27 protein-coding genes are annotated in these 25,428 nt (G+C 38.0%); 9 read left to right on the top strand and 18 right to left on the bottom strand.

Going from position 1 to position 25,428, the window contains the following annotated elements:
- The first annotated feature begins 6 nt into the window (after positions 1 to 6).
- The gene (locus R6U77_RS05010) at positions 7 to 183 is read left to right on the top strand and encodes a CPCC family cysteine-rich protein (protein WP_319837657.1); all 177 of its coding nucleotides are present in this window, start codon (positions 7 to 9) and stop codon (positions 181 to 183) included.
- A 71-nt stretch (positions 184 to 254) separates the two neighbouring features.
- On the opposite strand, the gene rpsR is transcribed toward R6U77_RS05010, so the two are convergent.
- From rpsR to rpsF, 3 genes are read right to left on the bottom strand one after another with little or no spacing between them, the layout of a single operon-like run.
- Positions 255 to 494 (bottom strand): 30S ribosomal protein S18, encoded by a 240-nt coding sequence (rpsR, locus tag R6U77_RS05005; protein ID WP_042478407.1) that lies wholly within the window; start codon positions 492 to 494, stop codon positions 255 to 257.
- Positions 495 to 539: 45 nt separating this feature from the next.
- Positions 540 to 1,103 (bottom strand): single-stranded DNA-binding protein, encoded by a 564-nt coding sequence (gene ssb, locus R6U77_RS05000; protein WP_293929564.1) that lies wholly within the window; start codon positions 1,101 to 1,103, stop codon positions 540 to 542.
- Positions 1,104 to 1,140: 37 nt separating this feature from the next.
- The gene (gene rpsF, locus R6U77_RS04995) at positions 1,141 to 1,431 is read right to left on the bottom strand and encodes a 30S ribosomal protein S6 (protein WP_293929563.1); all 291 of its coding nucleotides are present in this window, start codon (positions 1,429 to 1,431) and stop codon (positions 1,141 to 1,143) included.
- A gap of 312 nt (positions 1,432 to 1,743) precedes the next feature.
- On the opposite strand from rpsF, the gene R6U77_RS04990 reads away from it, so the two are divergent.
- Positions 1,744 to 2,283: a DUF3267 domain-containing protein gene (locus R6U77_RS04990; RefSeq protein ID WP_319838341.1), complete on the top strand. Its 540-nt coding sequence runs from the start codon at positions 1,744 to 1,746 to the stop codon at positions 2,281 to 2,283.
- A 149-nt stretch (positions 2,284 to 2,432) separates the two neighbouring features.
- Here the strand turns inward: R6U77_RS04990 and ychF are convergent, their stop codons facing one another.
- The 3 genes from ychF to R6U77_RS04975 form a co-directional block, all read right to left on the bottom strand.
- Positions 2,433 to 3,533 (bottom strand): redox-regulated ATPase YchF, encoded by a 1,101-nt coding sequence (gene ychF / locus R6U77_RS04985; protein ID WP_293929560.1) that lies wholly within the window; start codon positions 3,531 to 3,533, stop codon positions 2,433 to 2,435.
- 88 nt (positions 3,534 to 3,621) lie between these two features.
- A complete protein-coding gene (locus tag R6U77_RS04980; protein WP_293929559.1) occupies positions 3,622 to 3,822 on the bottom strand; it encodes a DUF951 domain-containing protein in 201 nt (66 codons plus the stop codon).
- Positions 3,823 to 3,824: 2 nt separating this feature from the next.
- Entirely contained in the window at positions 3,825 to 4,742 is a 918-nt protein-coding gene (locus R6U77_RS04975; protein WP_293929558.1) for a mechanosensitive ion channel family protein, read from the bottom strand.
- Between the two features lie 75 nt (positions 4,743 to 4,817).
- On the opposite strand from R6U77_RS04975, the gene yyaC reads away from it, so the two are divergent.
- Complete coding sequence (yyaC, locus tag R6U77_RS04970; protein WP_319837656.1) at positions 4,818 to 5,429, top strand: spore protease YyaC; 612 nt, start codon at positions 4,818 to 4,820, stop codon at positions 5,427 to 5,429.
- On the opposite strand, the gene R6U77_RS04965 is transcribed toward yyaC, so the two are convergent.
- The 11 genes from R6U77_RS04965 to rpmH all read right to left on the bottom strand — a co-directional run bounded on the left by R6U77_RS04965 (position 5,346) and on the right by rpmH (position 15,436).
- Positions 5,346 to 6,050, bottom strand: coding sequence for a DUF554 domain-containing protein (locus R6U77_RS04965; RefSeq protein WP_319837655.1), 705 nt, complete (start codon positions 6,048 to 6,050; stop codon positions 5,346 to 5,348). The genes yyaC and R6U77_RS04965 overlap by 84 nt on opposite strands.
- A 13-nt stretch (positions 6,051 to 6,063) precedes the next feature.
- Positions 6,064 to 6,912 (bottom strand): ParB/RepB/Spo0J family partition protein, encoded by an 849-nt coding sequence (locus R6U77_RS04960; RefSeq protein WP_293929555.1) that lies wholly within the window; start codon positions 6,910 to 6,912, stop codon positions 6,064 to 6,066.
- Positions 6,905 to 7,666, bottom strand: coding sequence for a ParA family protein (locus R6U77_RS04955; RefSeq protein WP_293929554.1), 762 nt, complete (start codon positions 7,664 to 7,666; stop codon positions 6,905 to 6,907). The genes R6U77_RS04960 and R6U77_RS04955 overlap by 8 nt, the downstream gene beginning before the upstream one ends.
- Before the next feature lie 211 nt (positions 7,667 to 7,877).
- The gene (noc, locus tag R6U77_RS04950) at positions 7,878 to 8,762 is read right to left on the bottom strand and encodes a nucleoid occlusion protein (protein WP_319837654.1); all 885 of its coding nucleotides are present in this window, start codon (positions 8,760 to 8,762) and stop codon (positions 7,878 to 7,880) included.
- 188 nt (positions 8,763 to 8,950) lie between these two features.
- On the bottom strand, positions 8,951 to 9,667 hold the full coding sequence (gene rsmG, locus R6U77_RS04945; protein WP_319837653.1) for a 16S rRNA (guanine(527)-N(7))-methyltransferase RsmG: 717 nt from the start codon (positions 9,665 to 9,667) through the stop codon (positions 8,951 to 8,953).
- Between the two features lie 52 nt (positions 9,668 to 9,719).
- A complete protein-coding gene (gene mnmG / locus R6U77_RS04940; protein ID WP_319837652.1) occupies positions 9,720 to 11,615 on the bottom strand; it encodes a tRNA uridine-5-carboxymethylaminomethyl(34) synthesis enzyme MnmG in 1,896 nt (631 codons plus the stop codon).
- 21 nt (positions 11,616 to 11,636) lie between these two features.
- Complete coding sequence (gene mnmE / locus R6U77_RS04935) at positions 11,637 to 13,022, bottom strand: tRNA uridine-5-carboxymethylaminomethyl(34) synthesis GTPase MnmE (protein ID WP_319837651.1); 1,386 nt, start codon at positions 13,020 to 13,022, stop codon at positions 11,637 to 11,639.
- Between the two features lie 221 nt (positions 13,023 to 13,243).
- Complete coding sequence (jag, locus tag R6U77_RS04930) at positions 13,244 to 14,017, bottom strand: RNA-binding cell elongation regulator Jag/EloR (protein WP_293929549.1); 774 nt, start codon at positions 14,015 to 14,017, stop codon at positions 13,244 to 13,246.
- Positions 14,014 to 14,787 carry a membrane protein insertase YidC gene (gene yidC, locus R6U77_RS04925; protein WP_293929548.1) on the bottom strand — a complete coding sequence of 258 codons (774 nt, stop codon included), beginning with the start codon at positions 14,785 to 14,787 and terminating at the stop codon, positions 14,014 to 14,016. The genes jag and yidC overlap by 4 nt, the downstream gene beginning before the upstream one ends.
- 94 nt (positions 14,788 to 14,881) lie before the next feature.
- A complete protein-coding gene (rnpA, locus tag R6U77_RS04920) occupies positions 14,882 to 15,229 on the bottom strand; it encodes a ribonuclease P protein component (RefSeq protein WP_293929547.1) in 348 nt (115 codons plus the stop codon).
- A 72-nt stretch (positions 15,230 to 15,301) separates the two neighbouring features.
- Entirely contained in the window at positions 15,302 to 15,436 is a 135-nt protein-coding gene (rpmH, locus tag R6U77_RS04915; RefSeq protein ID WP_004233310.1) for a 50S ribosomal protein L34, read from the bottom strand.
- A gap of 562 nt (positions 15,437 to 15,998) precedes the next feature.
- Between rpmH and dnaA the strand changes: the two genes are divergently transcribed.
- The gene (gene dnaA, locus R6U77_RS04910; RefSeq protein WP_319837650.1) at positions 15,999 to 17,342 is read left to right on the top strand and encodes a chromosomal replication initiator protein DnaA; all 1,344 of its coding nucleotides are present in this window, start codon (positions 15,999 to 16,001) and stop codon (positions 17,340 to 17,342) included.
- A 180-nt stretch (positions 17,343 to 17,522) separates the two neighbouring features.
- The gene (gene dnaN / locus R6U77_RS04905) at positions 17,523 to 18,659 is read left to right on the top strand and encodes a DNA polymerase III subunit beta (RefSeq protein ID WP_319837649.1); all 1,137 of its coding nucleotides are present in this window, start codon (positions 17,523 to 17,525) and stop codon (positions 18,657 to 18,659) included.
- Between the two features lie 109 nt (positions 18,660 to 18,768).
- On the opposite strand, the gene R6U77_RS04900 is transcribed toward dnaN, so the two are convergent.
- Positions 18,769 to 19,407, bottom strand: coding sequence for a hypothetical protein (locus R6U77_RS04900; protein WP_319837648.1), 639 nt, complete (start codon positions 19,405 to 19,407; stop codon positions 18,769 to 18,771).
- Between the two features lie 76 nt (positions 19,408 to 19,483).
- Here R6U77_RS04900 and yaaA point away from each other — a divergent pair, with 76 nt between their 5' ends.
- The 4 genes from yaaA to gyrA are packed head-to-tail and all read left to right on the top strand — an operon-like array spanning position 19,484 to position 25,299.
- A complete protein-coding gene (gene yaaA / locus R6U77_RS04895; RefSeq protein WP_293929542.1) occupies positions 19,484 to 19,711 on the top strand; it encodes a S4 domain-containing protein YaaA in 228 nt (75 codons plus the stop codon).
- The gene (gene recF, locus R6U77_RS04890; protein ID WP_319837647.1) at positions 19,708 to 20,820 is read left to right on the top strand and encodes a DNA replication/repair protein RecF; all 1,113 of its coding nucleotides are present in this window, start codon (positions 19,708 to 19,710) and stop codon (positions 20,818 to 20,820) included. The genes yaaA and recF overlap by 4 nt, the downstream gene beginning before the upstream one ends.
- A 57-nt stretch (positions 20,821 to 20,877) precedes the next feature.
- Positions 20,878 to 22,803: a DNA topoisomerase (ATP-hydrolyzing) subunit B gene (gene gyrB, locus R6U77_RS04885; RefSeq protein ID WP_293929540.1), complete on the top strand. Its 1,926-nt coding sequence runs from the start codon at positions 20,878 to 20,880 to the stop codon at positions 22,801 to 22,803.
- Between the two features lie 24 nt (positions 22,804 to 22,827).
- Positions 22,828 to 25,299, top strand: coding sequence for a DNA gyrase subunit A (gyrA, locus tag R6U77_RS04880; RefSeq protein ID WP_319837646.1), 2,472 nt, complete (start codon positions 22,828 to 22,830; stop codon positions 25,297 to 25,299).
- The last annotated feature ends 129 nt before the right edge of the window (positions 25,300 to 25,428 follow it).

Below are 25,428 nucleotides of genomic sequence, written 5' to 3'. Positions count from 1 at the left end.
CTTTCAATGAATAATCAAAATACACTTCATCCATGTCCATGTTGTAACTATGAGACCTTATCATCTAAATCACGTGGCTCTTTTGAAATTTGCTCTATTTGTGATTGGGAAGATGATAATATTCAATTTGATAACCCATACTATGAAGGTGGAGCAAATAATATTTCGTTATATCAGGCATGAAGGAATTTTTTAAGCAATAAATAAAAAAGTACAACAAAGGTTTTGCAACCATTGTTGTACTTTTAACATTCTTATTTATCTTCTGCTACGAATGGAAGTAATCCCATAATACGAGATACTTTGATAGCTGAAGTTAATTTACGTTGATACTTTGCACTTGTACCAGTTACGCGACGTGGTAAAATTTTACCGCGCTCAGAGATGAATTTCTTTAAAAGATCTACATCTTTGTAGTCGATGTGCGTAATGTTATTTGCAGTGAAGTAACAAACTTTACGGCGTTTGCGGCCTCCGCGACGTTGTCCTGCCATTAGCGTTGTCCTCCTTTAGTTTATTTTTCTAGTGGATGTGAGGTATTAGAACGGTAAATCGTCCTCTGATACTTCGATTGGGCCTTTGCTATTTGCAAATGGATCCTCATCCATACGTGTATAATTTTGCTGATTTTGTGGTGGCTGCTGATAAGAATCGAATGGATCCTGCGCAGGTGCACCACCGCCATATTGCTGGTTATTTTGGTTATTATAGCTTGGTTGTCCCCCGCCATAATTGTTACCACCATATGGTTGTTGGTTTTGCATACCTTGTGACGCGCCACCGCTACGTGGTTCTAAGAACTGTACTGCATCTGCTACAACATCTGTTGTATACACACGTTTTCCATCTTGTCCTTCATAGCTACCTGTTTGAATGCGTCCTTCAACGCCAATTAAGCTTCCTTTACGCATAAAGTTTGCTAAATTTTCGGCTTGTTTTCGCCAAGCAATACAGCCTATGAAGTCAGCTTCACGCTCGCCTTGTTGGTTCGAAAATGTTCGGTTTACAGCAACTGTAAAGCGAGCCATAGGAACTCCACTTGGCGTATAGCGAAGCTCTGGATCTTTTGTCAGTCTTCCTACGAGTACGACACGGTTAATCATCGGTATACAGCCTCCTTTTCAGCATTATGGTTAAAAATTATTTTTCTTCTTCGCGAACAGCGATGTGACGGATAATGTCTTCGCTAATGTTAGCTAAACGAGTATATTCGTTGATTGCTTCTGTACCAGCGTTTACTTTCACGATTTGGTAGAAACCTTCGCGGAAGTCGTTGATTTCATAAGCTAGACGGCGTTTACCCCAGTCTTTTGCTTCAACGATTTCAGCACCGTTTGAAGTTAAGATTTCGTTGAAACGCTCTACTACAGCTTTCTTCGCTTCGTCTTCAATGTTCGGGCGAATGATGTACATTAATTCATACTTTCTCATCTTCGTTTTGCACCTCCTTATGGACTTGGCTCTCCTACTAAAATAGGGAGCAAGGAGTAAGTAACTTGTATTACTCACAACTGTGAATTATAGCATGCTTTAGATGTATATGCAATATATTTAAAAATTCACTTTAGTGTTCTACTTTTTGATAAAATTGAATTAAGTCAATTTTATCAAAAAAAGAATATATGTTCTCACATTAAACTAAAAGCAATCCTTTTTCACGTTTCATTTCTCTTAATTTTGCAAATATAAAGTGATAAATTTCCACTATTTTATTAATATATTTAGGAGGTTCTCTTTTTGAAAATGCAACAACCCAAAATAGTTGAGTTAAATATGCCAAAGATAGCCAAACTAAATATTTGGCTAACAATTATTTTAGTAATTACCTTTACTATCGTTTATAAAATCATGTATGGACAAACTAATTTTTCCTTTTTAACAATGCTAGTGGTAGCAGTGCTGTATATTATTTTCATCGTTTTACATGAAGCTTTTCATTTAATAGGCTTTATGATGTTTGGTGGTGCAAAATTTAAGGAGCTCGATTATGGTATCAATTTAAAGCTTGGTATTGCCTATGCGACAACCGTAAAACCGCTAACGAACAGTGCAATGAAGAAAGCTTTGCTATTACCATTTTGGACAACAGGCGTTTTTCCAACAATTCTAGGTTTTTATATCGAAAGCTTTGCGTTCGTCCTTACAGGGGCATTGTTAATTGCTGGTGCTGTTGGGGATTTTGCGATGTATAAGGAACTACGGAAATTTCCAAATAATGTGCTTGTTAAGGATGATCCTCAGTTGCCAAAGCTTTATATAGTCGAAAATAGTTTCTATGAGTAAAGAACAAAAAGATAGTTTTGGACAGTTGTAGTTGAAGATAGGGATTTCAACATTGAGAATCCAGACGAATTCTTTAATATTTTAGAAAAGGTCATTAAAGTAAAAAGGCATAGGAAAAGTGAGATTGCACTTTTCCTATGCCTTTTCAATTAAACATTAAATCTAAACAGCATAATATCGCCATCTTGCACGATATATTCTTTACCTTCTAAACGTACTTTACCTGCTTCTTTTGCTGCTGCCATTGAGCCAAATTGTACTAAATCGTCGTAGGCAACTGTTTCTGCACGAATGAAGCCACGCTCGAAGTCAGAGTGGATGACACCTGCGCATTGCGGTGCTTTCATACCTTTGCGGAACGTCCATGCACGTACCTCTTGTACGCCAGCTGTGAAGTATGTTGCAAGTCCTAATAGGTCATAGGAAGCGCGAATCAATTGGTCTAAGCCTGACTCTTGAATGCCTAGCTCCTCTAAAAACATTGCTTTTTCTTCGTCCTCAAAGCCTGAAATTTCCTCTTCAATTTTTGCACAAATTGTAATAACCTGTGCGCCTTCTGCTGTGGCAAATTCGCGGACCATTTGCACATATTTATTGCTATCTGCATCTGCTACTTCGTCCTCAGATACGTTAGCCACATATAGCATTGGCTTGATCGTTAATAAATGAAGGCCTTTAATAACTTTTAGCTCGTCCTCGGAAAGGTCTGCTGCACGCGCAGGTTTTTCTGCTTCTAGCGCATCCTTCACCTTCACTAAAATAGGCTCCTCGATAAGTGCCTCTTTATCTTTTTGCTTCGCCATTTTTGCAACACGTTGTAGGCGTTTTTCTACAGATTCCATGTCAGCTAAAATTAGCTCTAAATTGATGACTTCGATATCATCGATTGGATTTACTGTACCTGATACGTGTGTGATGTTCTCATCCTCAAAGCAGCGGACTACTTGGCAAATCGCATCTACTTCGCGAATATGCGCTAAAAATTTATTACCAAGCCCTTCACCTTTGGAAGCACCTTTTACGATCCCTGCAATGTCCGTAAATTCGAATGCTGTTGGTACAGTTTTTTTCGGTTCTACTAATTCTGTTAATTTATTTAAACGTGCATCTGGTACTTCTACGATTCCTACGTTCGGATCGATTGTTGCGAATGGGTAGTTCGCAGCAAGTGCACCAGCCTTTGTAATCGCATTAAACAATGTAGATTTCCCTACGTTTGGTAAACCGACGATGCCAGCTGTTAATGCCATATAAGACACAACCTTTCTATAGTCAATTCGTTTTTATTTTGATAGCCTTTTCTATTATATTGATAATGCGTTTAAAAGTCTAACTGCATTATTGTTCATTTACCCTTTTAATTACTTTTTTCATCTTTTTTTCGAATTCTCGTCTAGGAATCATAACACTATGACCACAGCCCTCACATTTAATGCGAATATCCGCACCTAAGCGAATAATTTTCCATGCATTTGTTCCACATGGATGCTGCTTTTTCATTTCCACAATATCATTTAATTCAAATACTTTACCTTCCAACCTTATTCTCTCCCTTCAATTTCTCGTCCCATTACTCGGTCATATAGCATCATTTTTGGGAATTCAGTAGCTATTCCATTATTTTGTAAAAGCTCCTTCACCTCTTGACGAATTGTTCGAGCAATCTCCCATTGCTTTAATGGCAACGTTTCTGCAATAATGCGAACTGTTACTTCACCGTCAGCTATATTTTGAACGCCTAAAAAGACAGGTGTGTTTGTCAATGTTGGGTGCTGTTGTGGTAATTGCTCTAAATAAGCAGTAATCAGCTTTTCTGCCTTTTCAATATCAGCATCTATATTGAGCTGCATATCAATCATAAACTTCGAATGGTTAATAGAATAGTTTTTCACATTTGTAATCGAGCCATTTGGAATAATAAATTGCTCACCTGCATTGCCCTTTACTTTCGTTGTACGCAAGCCAATTTCTAAAACCGTTCCCTCTGCTCCACTAATTTGAATATAGTCACCTACGCCAAATTGATCCTCAAAAATGATAAAGAAGCCAGTGATGACATCCTTTACTAAGCTTTGTGCACCGAAGCCGATTGCTAAACCTGCAATCCCTGCCCCTGCTAGTAAACCTGCAATTTGAATATCAAGCGCAGATAAAATCCCCATTATAGCTGAAAAGTACACTAAATAAGATAAAACACTTTGCAGCAATTTTAATATTGTTTTTTGGCGACGCTCTGAATGATTAATTGGTGAGCGCATACGTACAAGGAATACTTTCTCTATTACCTTTTGTCCAACACGAACAGCAATGTAGGAAGCTGCCATAATGACAATCACTTTTATAGAAGCGACTAAAATATAATCCCACAATGCCTCACTTGTGATGTACTCCCAAGCTTTTTTTGTAATACGTGCCATTCCATGTAAATCTACTGTTGCTGTTAAATAATTTAATTGCATTTTTTCACTCCTTGTATAACAAACTCATAAACTGATTATACTTCACACATATAACATAGAAAGTGAGTGAAACAAATGGATAACCATTCTATTCATTATGAAGCATCAAGCGCAGTATGGAAACTAAGTGATATCTTTTTACAAATGATCCCCTTTGAGCATAATCGACTTGTCTTTTGTTGTATTGGGACAGATCGTTCAACAGGTGATGCCCTTGGTCCTTTGATTGGTAGTCAGCTAGTAAAAAGCTATGCATTCCCCTTTGACGTTATCGGAACGCTGGAGGAGCCGTTGCACGCATTAAATTTAATGGATACATTTAATGACTTGCAGGCACAGGAGGAGCCACCATTTATCATCGCAATCGATGCCTGCTTAAGCGAGAAAAATCGCATCGGCAATATTATAGTAGAAAATGGCCCATTATTCCCAGGAAAAGCTGTAAAAAAACAATTACCCCCAATTGGTGACATTTCCATTAAAGGTGTCGTCAACATTGGAGGCTTTATGGAAGCACAAGTATTACAAAACACTCGTCTTCATTTAACATATACTATGAGTGAAAAAATTGCTCGCTCTTTGCAGCTCGCTTGGCAGCGTCATTTAACGCAAAATAAACATACCCGCTACAATCAACATCACACACAAAATACCTGGAAGCAAATTGGCTACTCGAATTTTCGTTAAGCCCGTAATATTTAAACCAATTGCTAAAATCATAATGCCACCTGTTGCGGTCATTTCCTGAATAAATAAATCAAGTGCTTCCTGTGGAATATAATTGCTAATTGCGCCGGCACAAATAGCAATCAACCCTTGATAAATAAAGACAGGTACCGCAGATAGCATAACACCAATTCCTAACGTCGAAGCTAAAATCGTCGCCATAAAGCCATCAATAATACCTTTTGTCATTAAAATACTATGATCATTGCGTAGCCCACTATCAAGTGCACCTAATATACCCATAGAACCGATAACAAAAATGAGTGATGCTGTGACAAAACCTTCCGCAATCGTACCATTACTATTTTTACCAAATAGCGATTCTACCCATTTGCCAAAACGATTAAACCACTTTTCTAAATCAATCCACTCACCAATCATCGTACCAATAACTAGGCTAACGAGGACAATGACAAAATTACTGCTTGCAAAGCCCATTTGAATACCGAGAACAGCTACAGCTAAACCAATAATCAGCATTACTGTTTCCTTCATTTTTTCAGGAATATTGTGAAACAGTCTTCCAATAAACGCTCCAATTACAATAAGCAACACATTGATTAATGAACCGAGTAAAATCATCTTTACCTTCTCTCTATTCAGTGCGCTCTAATTGTAATATTTCTAAAATACGCTCTAAATCCTCTTCTGAGTAAAATTCAATTTCAATTTTGCCTTTATCTTTTTGTTTTTTAATTTGTACACTTGTGCCAAAATAATCTCTAAGCTGTGCCTCTGTAGCTTGTACAAAAATATCACGTGGTGGTGCTTTTGTTTCACGTGAAACATTTTCATTTAATGCTTGAACGAGCGCTTCTAATTGGCGGACATTTAAGTTCTGTGCAATCACTCTCTTTGCGACTTCTGCAATTTGTCGTTTATTTTTCAGACCAAGTAATGTACGCCCATGCCCCATCGTTAAGGAACCATCATTTACTAATGCACGTACCTCTTCTGGTAGCTGTAGCAAACGAATATGGTTGGCAATATGTGGTCTACTTTTTCCAAGACGATTTGCTAAGTCCTCTTGAGTGAAGTTCAATTGCTCAATTAAGCTGCTATATGCTTCCGCTTCTTCAATTGGTGTTAAATCTTCACGCTGTAGGTTTTCTAAAATTGCAACCTCCATCATTTGTTGTTCAGTCATCTCTTTAACTAGCACAGCTATTTCCTCTAAGCCTGCTAGCTTTGCTGCACGCCAGCGACGTTCTCCTGCAATAATTTCATATTTACGGCCTTTTTTACGTGCAATAATAGGCTGGATTATACCATGCTCTTTAATTGATTGCGCAAGCTCTTCTAATGCCTCATCTTGAAAAAGCTTACGTGGCTGAAATGGGTTTGCTACAAGCTTATCGACAGCAATTTGCTGTACATTTCCCTCTTGCTGTACCGCTTCCTCTGGAAATAGCGCTCCAATACCTTTCCCTAAACCTTTAACCATTTTTAATCACTTCCCTTGCTAGCTCTACATACATTTCTGCACCTCTCGACTTCGCGTCATAAGTAATAATTGGCTTGCCATGGCTAGGTGCCTCTCCTAAGCGGATATTACGTGGAATAATTGTTTTATAGACTTTATCTTGGAAATATTTTTTTACTTCCTCGATTACTTGTAGTCCTAAATTTGTTCGTGCATCAAGCATTGTTAAAAGAACACCTTCAATCATCAGCTCGGGATTTAAATGCTTTTGTACAAGTCGAACAGTTGATAGTAGCTGACTCAGTCCCTCTAATGCGTAATATTCGCATTGAACAGGAATAATAATTGAATCCGATGCTGTCAGTGCATTAATCGTTAATAAACCAAGTGATGGTGGACAATCAATAATTATGTAATCATAGTCTTGTCGTATTGGTCGTAGTGCATTTTTCAGCTTTCCTTCACGTGAAATAGCAGATACTAGCTCAATTTCCGCACCTGCTAATGAAATTGTTGCAGGGACAACAGATAAATTTTCCACTTTTGTTTGTAATATTGTTGTCGCAATATTTTCGTCATCAATAATGACATCATAAATACAGCCATGCACATCAGCTTTGTTGACACCTACGCCACTCGTTGCATTTCCTTGTGGATCTGTATCAATTAACAATACCTTTTTGCCTAAATAGGCTAAACAGGCACTTAAGTTAACAGAGGTTGTCGTTTTACCAACGCCCCCCTTTTGATTGGCGATTGCTATAACCTTTCCCATAATTCCACCTACTTCCTACAATTCAATATATCTTAACGTCATTGTATCCAAATCTTTTCAAGTATGCTCGAAAAAACTACAATCGGGCTTTTCCTATAGTCTTTAAAAGTATTCTATCAAAATTTACGCTTAGTTCCTAAAGTTATTCTACTATTTTTCACAAAAAAAACTGTCTGAAAAGGGAATTCTTTTCCAGACAGCTCTATTTATTTTATTTTTTCTTTGGAATTTTGACAGTGATTTGATAATATTCCTCTGTATCTTCTTCCTCTGTTTTTACTTGAATTCCGCTTTTCGTTACCATTGTTAATGATTGCTTTATTGTATTTAAGGCGATGCGCACGTCTTTGCTAATTGCTTTACGCTTCGGCTTTTCCTTCTTTACTGGTTGCTCTTCCTCAGTAGGCGGTGATAACAGCTGTTGAATCTGATCTTCAAGCTGACGGACATTCCAATCATATTCCTTAGCTGCTTCAATGAGCTGTTGCTGTAGCTGCTCATCTTTTACAGCAATAAGGGCTCGTGCATGACGCTCTGTAATTTCACGCTTTAAAATAGCCTCTTGAACAAATTGAGGCAGCTTTAATAAACGTAGCTTATTTGCTACTGTTGATTGGCTCTTTCCTAAACGTTGTGCAAGTGCTTCCTGCGTTAATGAATGCAATTCAAGTAGTTGCTGATAAGCAAGCGCCTCTTCAACTGCCGTTAATTCTTCACGTTGTAGGTTTTCAATTAATGCAATAGATGCTGTTTCTTTATCATTAATTTGTCGTACAATTGCTGGTACTTCCGCCCATTGTAGCTTTTTCATTGCACGATAGCGTCGCTCACCTGCAATAATTTCATATTCATCCTCACCATCGCGTCTGCGTACTACGATTGGCTGGATAACACCATGTATATGAATCGTTCTTGATAATTCTTCAATTTTTTCATCGTCAAATACAGTACGAGGTTGAAATCGATTCGGTATGATTTTTCCAATAGGAATTTTCACTACTTCTTCTGTAGCCTTTTTTTCTTCTATAGCTGCTACTTCACTTTTTACTTCAGACTCTTTTCCGCCTCCGAAAAAACGTGAAAAAGGACTTTTCATCCGAGTGGCACCACCTTTAAGAAACTTCTTACTCACTATTAATATTATTGATTATCCAAGTTAAAATGTACATAGTTTAGAATCAATTACATATCTACATATTTTATCATTAATTAATGCCTACTATCATTATGTATGCTTGAAAAGAGAAAAATATCTATCAAACATACAAATTACTTGCGAGATAATTATTGAATAGGTGTTTTATTTGGCACGCCTGGTTTACGAGGATATTTTTTAGGCGTTGCTTTTATTTTATTAAATACATATAAAGTACGCTCGCTCTGTTCAACTGGTAGTTCAAAGACAAATTCCTCTTGTAGCTCGATGCCAAGCGTGGAGACTGCTTTTTTCGCCTCTGCTAGCTCCTGCTTGCCAGCCGCAGCTTTTAATGCGACGAACTGGCCACCTACTTTAGCAATCGGTACACATAGCTCTGATAAAACAGATAATCTTGCTACAGCACGCGCTGTTACAACATCAAATTTTTCGCGATATTTCGCATTTTGTCCAAATTCCTCTGCACGTGCATGAACAAACGCTACATTTTCTAAGCCTAGCTCCTCGCTTAAATGATTTAAAAAAGTAATGCGCTTATTTAAGGAATCGACAATTGTAATGTGTAAATGTGGAAAACAGATTTTAATCGGTAGACTTGGGAACCCTGCACCTGCACCTACATCACAAATCGTTGTCACCTTTGTAAAATCGAAATAAAAGCTTGTGCTAATAGAATCATAAAAATGCTTTAAATAAACACCCTCTAAATCGGTAATTGCCGTTAAATTCATTTTTTCATTCCACTCTACTAACAATTCAAAATACTTTTTAAATTGGGCAATTTGCGTAGCTGTCAGCTCAATGCCCTTTTCTCTCAATGCTTCAATAAATTGTTGCTCGTTCACTAAAATTCTCCTTTAGTTAAAAAGCGCTCGCTATGGAGCGCTTTTTCTTATATTAGTCATTGGCGACACGGGCAATTTTCCCTTGTTCAATATAAACGAGTAAAATTGAAATATCAGCTGGGTTAACACCTGAAATACGTGATGCTTGTGCAATTGATAAAGGTCGAACTGATTTTAATTTTTGACGCGCTTCTGTCGCTAAGCCTGAAATTGCATCATAATCGATGTTATCTGGAATTTTTTTATCTTCCATTTTGCGCAAACGCTCTACTTGTTGTAAAGCTTTTTGGATATAGCCTTCATATTTCAGCTGGATTTCAATTTGCTCCTTTACTTCCTCTGAAAGCTCTATTTCTGAAGGTGTTAAAGAAGCGACTAAGTCATAATGCATTTCAGGACGCTTTAATAAGTCTGCTCCGCGAATGCCATCCTTTAATTCTGCTCCACCAACGGAACGAATAGCTGCTTGTGTTTCTGCATTTGGCTTGACAATTACTTCACGTAAACGTGCAATTTCTTGTTCGATTTGCTGACGTTTCGCTGTAAATTGAGCATAACGCTCCTGTGAAATCATCCCTACTTTGTAGCCGATATCTAGTAAACGTAAATCCGCATTATCATGACGTAATAATAGGCGATATTCCGCACGTGATGTCAGTAAACGGTATGGCTCATTTGTACCTTTCGTTACTAAATCATCAATTAATACACCGATATACGCATCTGAGCGACTTAAAATGATTTCTTCTTTACCAAGCACTTTAGCAGCAGCATTAATCCCTGCCATTAAGCCTTGCGCAGCTGCTTCCTCATAACCTGAAGTACCGTTAATTTGACCAGCTGTATATAAATGTTTAATATGCTTTGTTTCAAGTGTTGGCCATAGCTGTGTTGGCACAACCGCATCATACTCAATAGCGTAGCCTGCACGCATCATTTCTGCCTGCTCTAGTCCTGGTATTGATGCAAGTAACTTTTGCTGTACATGCTCTGGCAAGCTCGTTGATAAACCTTGCACATATACTTCACGTGTATTGCGCCCTTCAGGCTCTAAGAAAATTTGGTGGCGTGGCTTATCATTAAAGCGTACTACCTTATCTTCAATTGAAGGACAATAGCGAGGTCCTGTTCCTTTAATCATACCAGAATACATCGGAGATAAATGTAAATTTTCCTCGATAATTTGGTGTGTTATTGGGCTTGTATATGTTAGCCAGCAAGGTAATTGGTCCATAATAAATTCTGTCGTTTCAAAGCTAAAAGCACGTGGTACATCATCACCTGGTTGAATTTCCGTTTTTGAATAATCAATCGTGCGGTTATTAACACGTGGTGGTGTTCCTGTTTTAAAGCGAATAATATCAAAGCCTAATTCCTTTAAATTATCAGCAAGCTTGATTGATGGCTGTTGATTGTTTGGACCGCTTGAATATTTTAAATCACCAAGAATAATTTCTCCACGTAGGAATGTACCTGTCGTGATAATAACCGATTTCGCGCGATAAATACCGCCGATTTGCGTAATAACACCCTTTACTTCACCGTCTTCTACAATTAACTCATCCACCATTGCTTGATGAATTTGAAGATTTTCTTGCTCCTCTAATAGGCGCTTCATTTCTTGCTGGTAAAGTACTTTATCTGCTTGTGCACGCAATGCACGAACAGCAGGTCCTTTCCCTGTATTCAACATACGCATTTGAATATGTGTTTTATCAATAACCTTCCCCATTAAACCGCCTAATGCGTCAATTTCTCGTACGACGATTCCCTTTGCAGGTCCACCAATTGATGGGTTACATGGCATAAAGGCAATCATATCAAGATTAATCGTTAGCATTAACGTTTTTGCACCCATTTTTGCAGCAGAATAAGCTGCTTCTACTCCTGCGTGTCCCGCACCGATAACAATAACGTCAAATGTACCTGCTTCATATTGTGTAGGCATGCTGTAACTTCCTTTCAATTTTTATTTTCCTAAACAGAACTGTGAAAAAAGTTGATTGATTAAGCTTTCTTGTACTGTATCACCGACAATTTCACCAAGAATTTCCCATGTACGTGTAACATCTATTTGTACCATATCAACTGGTACACCCGCTTCAGCAGCATTTAATGCATCCTCTACCGTCTTTCTTGCCTGATGCAATAGTGCGATATGGCGTGCGTTGGAAACATACGTCATATCTCCACCCTCTACTTGTCCTTCAAAGAACAATGCAGAAATTGCTTCCTCTAGCTCAGCTACTCCCTCTTCCTGTAATAACGAAGTTGTAACGATGCGACGTGTTCCTGCTAATTTTTGAACATACTGTAAATCAATTTGCTGCGGTAAATCCGTTTTATTAACAACGACAATATAGTCCATATGCTCAATCGTTTCGAATAAGCGCTCATCCTCAGGCGATAAGCTTTCTGCACCGTTTAATACGAGCAAAATTAAATCGGCTCCTTTTAAAGCCTCTCTTGATCTTTCTACTCCTATACGCTCAACGATATCCTCGGTTTCGCGAATGCCTGCCGTATCGACTAAACGTAGCGGTACGCCGCGCACATTGACATATTCCTCAATAATATCACGTGTCGTCCCTGCAATATTCGTAACGATTGCTTTATTTTCATGTACTAAGCTATTTAATAACGAGGATTTACCTACATTTGGTCTCCCTAAAATAACCGTTGATAAACCTTCACGTAAAATTTTCCCTTGTGAAGATGTCGTTAGTAATTTATCGATTTCATCACGTACCCAGCTGCATTTTTCAAGCAATACAGGTACAGTCATCTCTTCTACATCATCGTATTCTGGATAATCGATATTCACTTCTACTTGCGCTAACGTTTCAAGCAATGCTTGTCTTAGCTGCCCAATTAAACGCGATAGCTTGCCATCCATTTGTGTTAAAGCGACATTCATCGCACGGTCTGTTTTCGCACGAATTAAGTCCATCACTGCCTCTGCCTGTGACAAGTCGATACGCCCATTTAAAAAGGCGCGTTTCGTAAATTCACCTGGCTCGGCTAAGCGAGCGCCATAGCGTAACGCTAACTGTAAAACGCGATTCACTGATACTAAACCACCGTGACAGTTAATTTCTACAACATCCTCGCGTGTAAATGTTTTCGGACCACGCATTAATGATAGCATGACCTCCTCCACTACTTCCTCTGTCGCTGGATCGATTAAATGCCCATAATGAATCGTATGTGTTGCTTGCTCTGCTAATTTTTTTCGATTTGGTGCTTGAAATATATGATCTGCGATTGCGATCGCTTCATCCCCACTTAAGCGAACGATAGCAATAGCGCCTTCACCCATCGGTGTGGATATCGCAGCAATTGTATCAAAATCCATCAAAATGCCTCCTGACTTCATCTTGTTTATAACTTTTTATAAAATGAAAATTATCCACATGTGGATAACGTAACCGAACAATATTTCCTAACAACTTAGATTAACATATTTTCAGCAAAATCTAAAGTGAGAAGGAATTTTTAAGCCGAAAAAAAGCTGTCCGAAAAGCGGCATGTTACCTGCTTTTCGGACAGTCATTATATATCTGTATGCATTTTGAATCAAACTAATGATTCAATGACTAAATAGCGATTTGGCTCTACACCCTCTGAATATGTTTCAATATCCAAACGATTTGTTAATGCATGATGGATTATTTTCCGTTCATATGACGGCATCGGCTCTAACACGACCTTTTTGCCTGTGCGAATCGCCTTATCCGCCATGCGCTCAGCTAATTGCTCTAATGCGATACGGCGGCGTTCACGATAATCCTCCACATCAATCTTTACGAGCATAAAGGATTTTGCACTTTTATTTAACACAAGCTGTGTTAGCTGCTGTAAAGCATTTAATGTTTGTCCACGCTTTCCAATTAAAAGTGCAGCCTTCTCACTTTCTAGCTTGAATGTTGTGTATTTGCCTTCTGTTTCATGTGCTATGTGTAAATCATTAATCCCCATACTTTCTGCTACGCTTTCAATATAAGCTTTCGCTTCCTGTATAGGATTCACATCCAGTTGCTCTTCTGCTGCTTGAATCAGCTCTTCAATTGCGTTATCAGTTTGAACCTGCTCCCCGAAAACTTCCTCAGCTGGTGCTTCCACCAGTGATTCTTGAATTTGTTCTTCTTCTACAACGACTTGTTCAACTTCCTGCACTTCTTCTTTTATCGTTACACGCACCTCAGCAGGGCGTGCACCAAAGCCTAAAAATCCTTTTTTACCTTCTTGTAAAACTTCAACATCTACTTGTTCACGGGTTTTGCCAAGCTGTTGTAACGCTAATGAGATCGCTTCTTGTACGTTTGCGCCTATTTGCGTAATTTGTTTCACTTTTTCGCTCCTCCTGTAGTAGTAGCTTCTGGTTTATTTTTATTCCAAGGCTTATAAATAACAAGGTTTTGAGAAACAGAGAAAATATTCCCGATTACCCAATATAATGATAATGCTGCTGGTAAAAACATACCGAAGCCCATGATCATTACAGGCATGATGTACATCATCATTTTCATTTGTGGATTATCAATCGCAGGACCTGTCATTAATACGACAAATTGGAATAAACCTGCAACAATTGCTAATACTACGCTAGGCTCAGCTAGCGGGAAAATCAAAAATGTACCTAAATGAAATGCTTCAGGTGTTGCATTCATACGGCTAATTGCATGATAGAAACCGATTAAAATTGGCATTTGAATTAATACAGGTAAACATCCCATTAAAGGATTCGCGCCTGATGTTTGCATTAATGCCATCATTTCTTTTTGATATTGCTGCTGTGTCGCCGCATCTTTAGAGCTATATTTTTGTTGTAGCTCCTTTAATTTTGGCTGTAATTCCTGCATCTTTTTAGAGCTTTTAATTTGCTTAACTGTTAGTGGTAAAATAGCAGTTCTAATAATAATCGTTGTTACGATAATACCTAAACCATACGTACCAAACAAGTCAGCGAAATATTGAATGACCGAAACTAACGGCCAAACGATGAACTCATTCCAAAAGCCTTTGCTTTCAGCTGAGATCGGTTGGTTAAATTCTGAACACCCTGATAGCAATACTACAGTAGCAACAAGTGTTAGAACGATCCAAAGTCTTTTTTTCAACTTTCTTCCCCCTAGACCAACTACTCTATTTATTCATTTGTTTATGAAGACATCTTAACATGTGAACGCATTCATGCTCCACTATTTTATCGAATCACTTCGACTGCTTTAAAACTTTTGCAATTTTTAATACATGCTGTAAACTTTTTTTCGTTTCATGGAAATTTAAAGTGGCCGCCTGATGTCGGGCGATAATAACATAATCCATATCCTGTCTTACTTCATCCTTTAATTCAAGAAATGTTTGACGGATATAGCGCTTAATTTGGTTACGTGTTACGGCTTTCCCTACCTTCTTGCTCACAGATAAGCCAATACGAAACTCCTCTTGCGCCTCCTTTGTCAAGCAATAAACGACAAATTGGCGATTTGCAAAGGATCTTCCTTTCTTAAACACCTTTTGAAAGTCTTCATTTTTTTTAATTCTTTGGCGTTTATTCATTCCTTCAACATCTCCATCTACTCATTTCACCTTTATATAGAAAAAAAAGACCACTGATGTGGCTCAGTGGACTTATGCTGATAATACTTTTCTTCCTTTACGACGGCGAGCAGCTAATACTTTACGACCGTTTTTCGTGCTCATGCGTGCGCGGAAACCGTGTACTTTGCTGTGCTTACGTTTCTTTGGTTGGTACGTACGTTTCATTTATATTACACCTCCTATAATGAGAGTTTGCTATTTATCTTTTTCGACATACAGACCTGAACATTATATATATAAATACTATCGTTTGTCAATCCTTAATCTACATTTCAATGTCCCCTTTACTTATCCACAACTCTATATAGTTTTTTGAAAATAACGCTGTGTATAATTTTTTTGCCTTTTAAAATTATCCACATCAGTTATTGACAGCTTTTTCACAAACTCAGAGCATGTGGACAACTATTTTGTGAACAGTTTGCACTATGTGGATAAGTTTGTTAAAGTATTGTAATTGCTCATTTTTTTTGATACGATAAACATGTTTTCTTTTGTGGACGATTTTTTTGGGAAATATTTTATCCACAGTTGTTGATAATCTGTGGACAATATTATACATAGGCTTTGGATATCATTTATCCACAAGCTGTGATTATGTGTATGTCTAATATATTTGCTGAAATAAAATAAATTTTTTTACACCCAAGCTAATATTTTAGCTCTGGTTTTGAAGAGAGCATTGATAGTTTTTTGCAATAAAATTTTAATGAAAGGACGAATTCGCTTGGAGCATTTAGAAGAATTATGGAGTAATGTCCTTGCTCAAGTAGAACGAAAAATTGCCAAACCAAGCTTCGATACATGGCTAAAACCTACAAAAATTTTAGCTTTTGATGGCACAACGATTACGCTGTCTGCGCCAAATACTTTTGCTAGCGAGTGGCTAGAAAAGCATTACATGCACCTTTTAACGGGTAGTTTAAATGAATTAGTCGGAGAAGATTTGGTTATAAAATTTGAAGTTCAAAATGAGGACGATGAGGATGATTTTGAGCTGCCTGCACCTAGAATTAATGGGCATAATCACGATCACCAAGAAATTTCACCAGGGATGTTAAATCCAAAGTACACATTTGATACGTTCGTTATCGGCTCTGGTAACCGCTTTGCACATGCTGCCTCTCTTGCAGTGGCTGAAGCACCTGCTAAGGCATACAACCCCTTCTTTATTTATGGAGGTGTTGGGCTTGGTAAAACACACTTAATGCATGCAATTGGACACTATGTATTGGAGCACAATCCTTCAGCGAAGGTTGTCTATTTATCATCTGAAAAGTTTACAAATGAATTCATTAACTCGATCCGTGATAATAAAGCGATTGATTTTCGCAATAAATATCGCAATGTAGATGTTTTATTAATTGATGATATTCAATTTTTAGCTGGAAAAGAGTCTACACAAGAGGAATTTTTCCATACGTTTAACACGCTGCATGAGGAATCAAAGCAAATCGTTATTTCGAGTGATAGGCCTCCAAAGGAAATTCCAACGCTGGAGGATCGTTTACGCTCACGCTTTGAATGGGGCTTAATTACAGATATTGCACCACCAGATTTAGAAACAAGGATTGCCATTTTACGCAAAAAAGCAAAGGCGGACCATTTAGACATACCAAATGAGGTTATGCTCTATATTGCAAACCAAATTGATTCCAATATTCGTGAATTAGAGGGCGCTTTAATCCGCGTCGTTGCTTATTCTTCTCTTGTCAAGGAGGATGTAACACCAGAGCTTGCTGCCGCGGCGTTAAAGGATATTATTCCAAATGCGAAGCCGCGCATGATTTCTATTTTAGATATTCAAAATGCAGTAGGAGAGCACTTTAATATTCGCTTGGAAGATTTCTCTGCTAAGAAGCGTACAAAATCAATTGCTTTTCCTAGACAGGTTGCAATGTATTTATCACGTGAGTTAACTGATTTTTCATTGCCGAAAATTGGTGAGGAGTTTGGAGGGCGCGATCACACAACAGTGATTCATGCCCATGAAAAAATTACAACTCAGCTTAAAAATGATCAAGGGCTTCAACAGGATATTAAGCAAATTCGTAGCATGCTAGGCAAATAACGCTACATTTCGCATGTGGATAACTTATTATTTTTTGGACAAACTTATGCACAGTCTATCTACATGTGGATAGACTGATTTTACTTGTCAAAAAGGTACTTATCCACAAATCCACAGCGCCTATTACTATATCTATTTATTCTTTTATTATTTTAATAACATTATATATGGGGGTACGACATGAAATTTGATATTATGCGAGACCGGCTTTTAGCTGGACTAAATGACGTCATGAAAGCTGTTAGTTCAAAAACAACAATGCCAATTTTAACTGGTATAAAAATTGATGTAACACATGAAGGTTTACGTTTAACTGGTAGCGATGCAGATATTACAATTCAAACATTCATTCCAGTAGAGGAAGACGGAGAACAATTGATGAATGTTAGTACAACAGGCTCAATTGTATTACAGGCCCGCATGTTTAATGAAATTGTAAGAAAGCTGCCAACAAATGATGTGGAAATTGAAGTATCAGCTGGCTTTGCAACAAATATTCGCTCTGGTAAATCCGAATTCCACCTAATTGGCTTAGATGCTTCGGAATATCCTTTATTACCAGAAGTTGCAGAAGATCGCCAATTCTCAATGCCAGCAGATTTATTAAAATCTGTTATACGTGAAACAGTATTTGCTGTTGCAACATCAGAAAGCAGACCCGTGTTGACAGGTGTAAACTGGAAAGTATCGGAAAATGAATTAATATGCGTCGCAACGGATAGTCACCGTTTAGCTCGACGTAAAATTCAGCTCGAACAATTACCAGCTGAAATCAACAGTGTTGTTATACCAGGGAAAAGTTTAAATGAATTAAATAAAATTTTGGAGGATTCAACAAATCCTGTACAAATTGCATTAACAAATTACCATGTATTATTTAAAACAGAGGATGTATTATTTTTCTCACGCTTACTAGAGGGGAACTATCCTGATACATCACGTTTAATTCCAGAAGAGTATAAAACAAATGTGACAATTAACGGTAAAGCGTTATTGCAAGCAATTGATCGCGCTTCGTTATTAGCACGTGAAGATCGCAATAATGTTGTACGCTTCGAGACATTGGAAGATCGTACAGTAGAAATTTCTTCGAACTCACCAGAAATCGGGAAAGTAGAGGAGCAAATTTCAGTAGAGAACCTTGAAGGAGAAGCACTGAAAATTTCCTTCAGCGCAAAATACATGATGGAAGCATTACGTGCAATCGATGGACAAGATGTCGTTATTCAATTTACAGGCACAATGCGTCCGTTTATTTTACGTTCAATCCATGATGATGCGATTTTACAGCTCATTTTACCTGTTCGTACTTACTAATCAGGTCATTTATCTTTTTAATTATATAAAAAAACAGGTACAGTTGGATTTTCAACCGTACCTGTTTTACAATTTTTAATTACTGGAATAGTTTAGTGAAATATAATTATTAATCATGTAATAAACCATAGCGTTTGCTATTACCTATCCAAGAACTTACATCTCGCCATTTTAATCTTTTTGATGAAATCCAGCTGTTGGTGAAATCGTTGCTATTTGGTTTCCATCCGCTATCCTCAGACCAAATAAAGTTATCATCAATTTTCTCAATTTTCCCTTCGAATATCGTTGAAACATAGCCTATAGGGCTAGGGACTATATGGAAATCAGTTACAGCTTCGAATAATAATTCAATAGCAGAAGGGTTAGGCAGTTGTCTTTGAAATAGTATGCGTACATTTGTGTCAAGGTCAATAGATAATTTCATCGAAAAATCCTCATCAACATAACTTTCAGTCCACATATATAACTCTGTTAAACAGCTGTCATGGAAATGATTGAATATATTCAAAAGATTGGATATATCATTGTTATCATGGATTTGAATCCATTGCATAAAAAACACCAACCCATCATATTTATAAACTTTTAAATAAAAAGAAGCAGAAATCCAAGTGCTTCTCATAGGAATATTATTAGACCATGTCCATATAAAGAAGCAAATTATACAGCCAATGAATTGGTCACCATCATTTTGACATGCAAAAATGATATTAAACGTATAGAGATTAAACTTTTTCTTTCTCAATTTGCTTCCCTTACGCAGAAGCTGTTTTTTTGGTATGATAGAGAGACAGATTTTGTGTAGCGGAGGATGAGCAATCATGCAGGATATTTTGATTGATACAGAGTTTATAACTTTAGGGCAAGTGTTAAAGATGACAGATGCAATTAGCTCGGGCGGCATGGCTAAGTGGTTTTTAAGTGAGCATGTTGTTTATGTCAATGGAGAAGCAGACGATCGCCGAGGACGAAAAATTCGCAATGGCGATGTCGTGAATATTCCTGGTGTTGGACGCTTTCGTATTGTTGAGAACGGTGCAAATGAATGAATATCGAGCAATTAAAGCTGATAAACTATCGGAATTATGAGTCATTAATGCTCGATTTTTCTCCTAAAATTAATGTTTTCATCGGGGAAAATGCACAAGGGAAAACAAATGTTATGGAGTCTATTTACGTTTTAGCTATGGCTAAATCCCATCGTACATCAAATGATAAAGAATTGATACGCTGGCAAGCAGACTATGGTAAAATAGAAGGTGTTGTACAAAAGCGTTATGGCAGTTTTCCGATTGAATTAATGATATCTAAAAAAGGTAAAAAAGGTAAAATAAATCACCTTGAACAAACGCGCCTTAGTGATTATATCGGGCAAATGAATGTCGTGATGTTTGCACCAGAGGATTTACACGTTGTGAAAGGAAGTCCCCAATTACGACGACGCTTTATTGATATGGAAATTGGTCAAATATCTCCTGTATATTTACATGATTTATTAACATTCCAAAAAATATTAAAACAGCGAAACCATATTTTAAAAAGCAATCAAGGTCGCCACGCATTAAATGATGTCATGTTTGATGTTTATACAGAACAGTACATTCAAGCAGCTGTTCAAATCATTCGTAAAAGATTCCAATTTATGGAGCTATTGCAGGCATGGGCTGAGCCAATTCATGCTGGGATTTCGCGTGGCTTAGAAAAGCTTGTTATCAAATATCGACCGATTTCAGGTCTAACTGCTGATCAAAGCGTAGAGCAGATGGCGGCACATTTAGAGCAAAAGCTATTAGAAGCAAGAAAAAGAGAGCTGGAGCGCGGTGTTACATTAGTAGGACCACACCGAGATGATTTGCAATTTTTTGTCAATGATTATGATGTTCAAACATATGGCTCGCAAGGACAGCAGCGTACGACAGCTTTATCTTTAAAGCTCGCTGAAATTGAATTAATTAAACAAGAGACGAAAGAAACACCTATCTTGTTATTAGATGACGTGTTATCAGAGTTAGATGATTATAGACAATCACATTTATTAAATACAATTCAAGGTGAGGTGCAGACATTTGTTACAACAACAAGTGTTGAGGGCATTCATCATGAAACGATTGAACAGGCTAGATTGTTCCATGTGAAACAAGGCGATATTGTAAAATAACAAAGCCTTTGTGGAACAATGGATTTATACAGTGTGAAGAAAGAGTGGGTGAACATAGTGTCTTTAGAAGAAAAAGACGTTCAGCAGCAAGCTTATGATGCTGATCAAATACAAGTATTAGAGGGCTTGGAGGCAGTTCGTAAACGTCCAGGTATGTATATCGGTTCTACAAGTTCTAAAGGTCTACACCATTTAGTATGGGAAATTGTAGATAACAGTATTGATGAGGCACTTGCTGGTTTTTGTACAGACATTACTGTTGCTATTGAAAAGGATAACTGGATTCGTGTTGAAGATAATGGACGCGGTATTCCTGTTAGCACGCAAGAGAAAATGGGCTTACCTGCTGTTGAAGTTATTATGACAGTGCTACACGCTGGTGGTAAATTCGGCGGTGGCGGCTATAAAGTGTCAGGTGGTCTACATGGTGTAGGTGCTTCGGTTGTAAATGCATTATCAATTGAGACAGAGGTTTATGTAAAGCGTGATGGACATGTACACAGTATTAAATTCGAGCGTGGACAAACGATACAGCCTCTTACTGTAATTGGTGATACGGATGAAACAGGTACAACTACACGCTTCAAAGCAGATGCAGAAATATTTACGGAAACAACTGTTTATGAATATGATATTTTAGCTACACGTGTACGTGAATTAGCTTATTTAAATCGTGGTATTCGCATCACGATTGCGGATGAACGCGAGGAAGAGGTACGCTCTGTTACATACCATTATGAAGGTGGTATACGCTCATATGTAGAGCATTTAAATGCAAATAAAGAACCACTTCACGAACCAATTGATGTAAATGGGGAAAAGGACGGTATTTCTGTTGAAATAGCGATGCAATATAATGCAGGCTTTTCTTCAACAATTATGTCATTTGCCAATAATATTAATACGTATGAGGGTGGTACACATGAATCAGGCTTTAAAACAGCTTTAACACGTGTGATTAATGATTATGCACGTAAAAACGGCTTGTTAAAAGAGGCGGATGCTAATTTAACAGGGGAAGATGTACGTGAAGGCTTAATTGCTATCGTATCTGTGAAACACCCAGATCCACAATTTGAAGGACAAACGAAAACAAAATTAGGCAACTCAGAAGTAAGCCAAATTACAAATTCATTGTTCTCAGAGGGCTTTGAGCGTTTTATGCTAGAAAATCCAACTGTTGCACGTCAAGTAGTGGAAAAGGGCTTAATGGCGGCTCGTGCACGTGTAGCAGCGAAAAAAGCGCGCGAATTTACACGCCGTAAGTCAGCTTTAGAAGTATCAAGTTTACCAGGGAAGCTTGCAGATTGTTCTTCAACAAACCCTGCTGAATCTGAAATTTATATCGTTGAGGGTGACTCTGCTGGTGGTTCTGCGAAAAGTGGACGCGATCGTCACTTCCAAGCAATTTTGCCATTGCGCGGGAAAATTTTAAACGTAGAAAAAGCACGCTTAGACCGCATTCTTTCAAATGCTGAGATTCGTGCAATGATTACAGCTTTCGGAACTGGTATTGGAGAAGAGTTTAATTTAGAAAAAGCGCGTTATCACAAAATTATTATTATGACGGATGCCGATGTCGATGGCGCACATATACGTGTGCTGTTATTAACATTTTTATTCCGCTTTATGCGTCCATTAATCGAGGCAGGCTATGTTTATGCGGCAAAGCCACCGTTATATCAAGTGAAGCAAGGGAAGCATGTTGAATATTGCTATTCAGATGAAGAACTAGATGAAATTTTAAATCGTTTATCAAGCGTGCCGAAACCAAACGTTCAGCGTTACAAAGGTTTAGGTGAAATGAATGCAGATCAATTATGGGATACAACAATGGACCCAGAGCATCGTACATTAATTCGTATTGAATTAGATGATGCGATTGAAGCAGATCGAATCTTTGATCAATTGATGGGCGATGATGTTGAACCACGTCGTCATTTCATTGAGGAAAATGCTGTCTACGCTGAATTAGATATTTAATCGTTTGGAAGGGAGGTCTATATTTTGTCTGAGATTGAACATGGGAATATTCAAGGAAGAAATATTACAAATGAAATTAAAACATCATTTTTAAGTTACGCAATGAGCGTGATTGTAGCGCGTGCTTTACCAGATGTACGCGATGGATTAAAGCCTGTACACCGCCGTATTTTATATGGAATGCAGGAGCTAGGCAACACATCAGATAAGCCATATAAGAAGAGTGCCCGTATTGTAGGGGACGTAATGGGTAAGTATCACCCACATGGTGACTCCTCTATTTACGATGCAATGGTGCGTATGGCACAGGATTTCAGCTATCGTTATATGCTAGTCGACGGTCATGGAAACTTCGGCTCTGTTGATGGCGATGGTGCTGCAGCAATGCGTTATACAGAATCGCGTATGTCCAAAATTGCAATGGAAATGCTACGTGATATTAACAAAGACACAATTGATTATGAGCCAAACTATGATGGCAGTGAACAAGAGCCAAAAGTATTGCCATCACGTTACCCAAACTTACTTGTCAATGGTGCCTCTGGTATCGCAGTAGGGATGGCAACAAATATTCCACCACATCAATTAGGTGAAACAATTGACGCAGTTCTTGCTTTATCAGAAAACCCTGCGATTACGACAGAGGAGCTAATGGAAATTATACCGGGACCAGATTTCCCAACAGGCGGCTTAATTATGGGTCGCTCAGGTATTCGCCGAGCTTATGAAACAGGTCGTGGCTCTATTATTATCCGAGCTAAGGTAGAAATTGAACAGAGCAGCAATGGGAAAGAAACAATTTTAATCCATGAGCTGCCTTATCAAGTAAATAAAGCAAAGCTCATTGAAAAAATTGCCGAGCTTGTACGCGATAAAAAAATCGATGGTATTACAAATTTACGTGATGAGTCGGATCGTAACGGAATGCGCGTTGTGATTGAAGTGCGCCGTGATGCAAATGCGAATGTTGTATTAAATAACCTATATAAACAAACAGCGATGCAATCAAGCTTCGGTGTGAATATGCTTGCATTAGTAGATGGGCAGCCGAAAATTTTAAGCTTAAAAGAAGCTTTACATCATTATTTAGAGCATCAAAAAATAGTAATTACTCGTCGTACAGCGTTTGAATTACGCAAAGCGGAGGAACGCGCGCATATTTTAGAAGGTTTGCGTATCGCACTTGATCATATTGATGAAATTATCGCTATTATTCGTGGTTCACGTAGTGGGGATGAAGCAAAGCCTGTTTTAATGGAACGCTTTACATTAAGCGAACGCCAAGCACAAGCGATTCTGGATATGCGTCTTGTTCGCTTAAGCGGCTTAGAACGTGAAAAGATTGAAGCTGAATATCAAGAGCTGCAAAGATTAATTAGCGAATTGAAAGCAATTTTAGCGGATGAAACAAAGGTTCTTGAAATTATTCGAACTGAAATGCTTGAAATTAAAGAGCGTTACAACGATAAGCGTCGTACTGAAATTACTGCAGGCGGCCTTGAAATGATTGAGGATGAGGATTTAATTCCACGTGAAAACTCAGTTGTGACATTAACGCATAACGGCTATATTAAGCGTCTAGCTGCGAATACATACCGTTCACAAAAACGCGGTGGCCGAGGTGTGCAAGGTATGGGCACAAATGAAGATGATTTTGTTGAGCATCTATTGTTCACATCAACACATGATACAATTTTATTCTTTACATCAAAAGGAAAAGTATTCCGAGCTAAAGGCTATGAGATCCCTGAATTCGGGCGTACAGCAAAAGGTTTACCAATTGTGAACCTGCTAAACATCGAAAAGGATGAGAAAGTTACAGCAATGATTCGCGTAGAGTCATTTGAAGATGATGCTTACTTTATCTTTACAACGAAAACAGGTATTACAAAGCGTACACCGGTATCACAATTCTCTAATATTCGTACTAACGGTTTAATTGCCATTAGCCTACGAGATGATGATGATTTAATTTCTGTACGTTTAACTGACGGCAAAAAGCAAATTATTATTGGAACACAGGACGGTATGCTTGTACGCTTCCAAGAGGAAGACATTCGATCAATGGGACGTTCAGCAGCGGGTGTGCGTGGTATTAAATTACGTGATGGTGACTATGTAGTGGGCATGGAAATTATTGAGCCAGGGCAGGAAATATTAGTTGTCACAGAAAAAGGTTATGGCAAGCGTACACCAGAGCAAGAATATCGTTTACAAAGCCGCGGTGGCGTTGGCTTGAAAACAATGCAAATTACAGAAAAAAACGGGAAAATGTGTGCGGTTAAAGCTGTAGATGGTACAGAGGATATTATGTTAATTACAATTAATGGCATGTTAATACGAATGGACGTACAAGATATCTCAGTTATTGGCCGTAGCACGCAAGGTGTCCGTTTAATTCGTCTGGCAGAAGAGGAATATGTTGCAACTGTTGCAAAGGTAGAAAAAGACAGTGATGAAGCAGCAGAGGACGATAATCTAGCAGAAAACGAATAAGCCTTCAGAGCTGTAGAAAGGAAAACAAATGTTGACCTTTTCTACAGCTTTTTGATTATAAATTTATTTGTTATTCATATAGTAAGGTATTAATTATTTACCGAATCAAAAGAAAAATTAGTTAGGATA

The sequence above is a fragment of the Lysinibacillus louembei genome (assembly GCF_033880585.1).
Classification (GTDB): Bacteria; Bacillota; Bacilli; order Bacillales_A; family Planococcaceae; genus Metasolibacillus; species Metasolibacillus louembei.
Note: the sequence above shows the minus strand (reverse complement) of the source record. Positions and strands in the feature narration are given on the sequence as shown.

Coding starts and splice junctions, on each gene's coding strand:
- R6U77_RS05010 (WP_319837657.1), top strand. CDS start 7: ATGAATAATCAAAATACACTTCATCCATGTCCATGTTGTAACTATGAG.
- rpsR (WP_042478407.1), bottom strand. CDS start 494: ATGGCAGGACAACGTCGCGGAGGCCGCAAACGCCGTAAAGTTTGTTAC.
- ssb (WP_293929564.1), bottom strand. CDS start 1,103: ATGATTAACCGTGTCGTACTCGTAGGAAGACTGACAAAAGATCCAGAG.
- rpsF (WP_293929563.1), bottom strand. CDS start 1,431: ATGAGAAAGTATGAATTAATGTACATCATTCGCCCGAACATTGAAGAC.
- R6U77_RS04990 (WP_319838341.1), top strand. CDS start 1,744: ATGCAACAACCCAAAATAGTTGAGTTAAATATGCCAAAGATAGCCAAA.
- ychF (WP_293929560.1), bottom strand. CDS start 3,533: ATGGCATTAACAGCTGGCATCGTCGGTTTACCAAACGTAGGGAAATCT.
- R6U77_RS04975 (WP_293929558.1), bottom strand. CDS start 4,742: ATGCAATTAAATTATTTAACAGCAACAGTAGATTTACATGGAATGGCA.
- yyaC (WP_319837656.1), top strand. CDS start 4,818: ATGGATAACCATTCTATTCATTATGAAGCATCAAGCGCAGTATGGAAA.
- R6U77_RS04965 (WP_319837655.1), bottom strand. CDS start 6,050: ATGATTTTACTCGGTTCATTAATCAATGTGTTGCTTATTGTAATTGGA.
- R6U77_RS04960 (WP_293929555.1), bottom strand. CDS start 6,912: ATGGTTAAAGGTTTAGGGAAAGGTATTGGAGCGCTATTTCCAGAGGAA.
- R6U77_RS04955 (WP_293929554.1), bottom strand. CDS start 7,666: ATGGGAAAGGTTATAGCAATCGCCAATCAAAAGGGGGGCGTTGGTAAA.
- noc (WP_319837654.1), bottom strand. CDS start 8,762: ATGAAAAGTCCTTTTTCACGTTTTTTCGGAGGCGGAAAAGAGTCTGAA.
- mnmG (WP_319837652.1), bottom strand. CDS start 11,615: ATGCCTACACAATATGAAGCAGGTACATTTGACGTTATTGTTATCGGT.
- mnmE (WP_319837651.1), bottom strand. CDS start 13,022: ATGGATTTTGATACAATTGCTGCGATATCCACACCGATGGGTGAAGGC.
- rnpA (WP_293929547.1), bottom strand. CDS start 15,229: ATGAATAAACGCCAAAGAATTAAAAAAAATGAAGACTTTCAAAAGGTG.
- rpmH (WP_004233310.1), bottom strand. CDS start 15,436: ATGAAACGTACGTACCAACCAAAGAAACGTAAGCACAGCAAAGTACAC.
- dnaN (WP_319837649.1), top strand. CDS start 17,523: ATGAAATTTGATATTATGCGAGACCGGCTTTTAGCTGGACTAAATGAC.
- yaaA (WP_293929542.1), top strand. CDS start 19,484: ATGCAGGATATTTTGATTGATACAGAGTTTATAACTTTAGGGCAAGTG.
- recF (WP_319837647.1), top strand. CDS start 19,708: ATGAATATCGAGCAATTAAAGCTGATAAACTATCGGAATTATGAGTCA.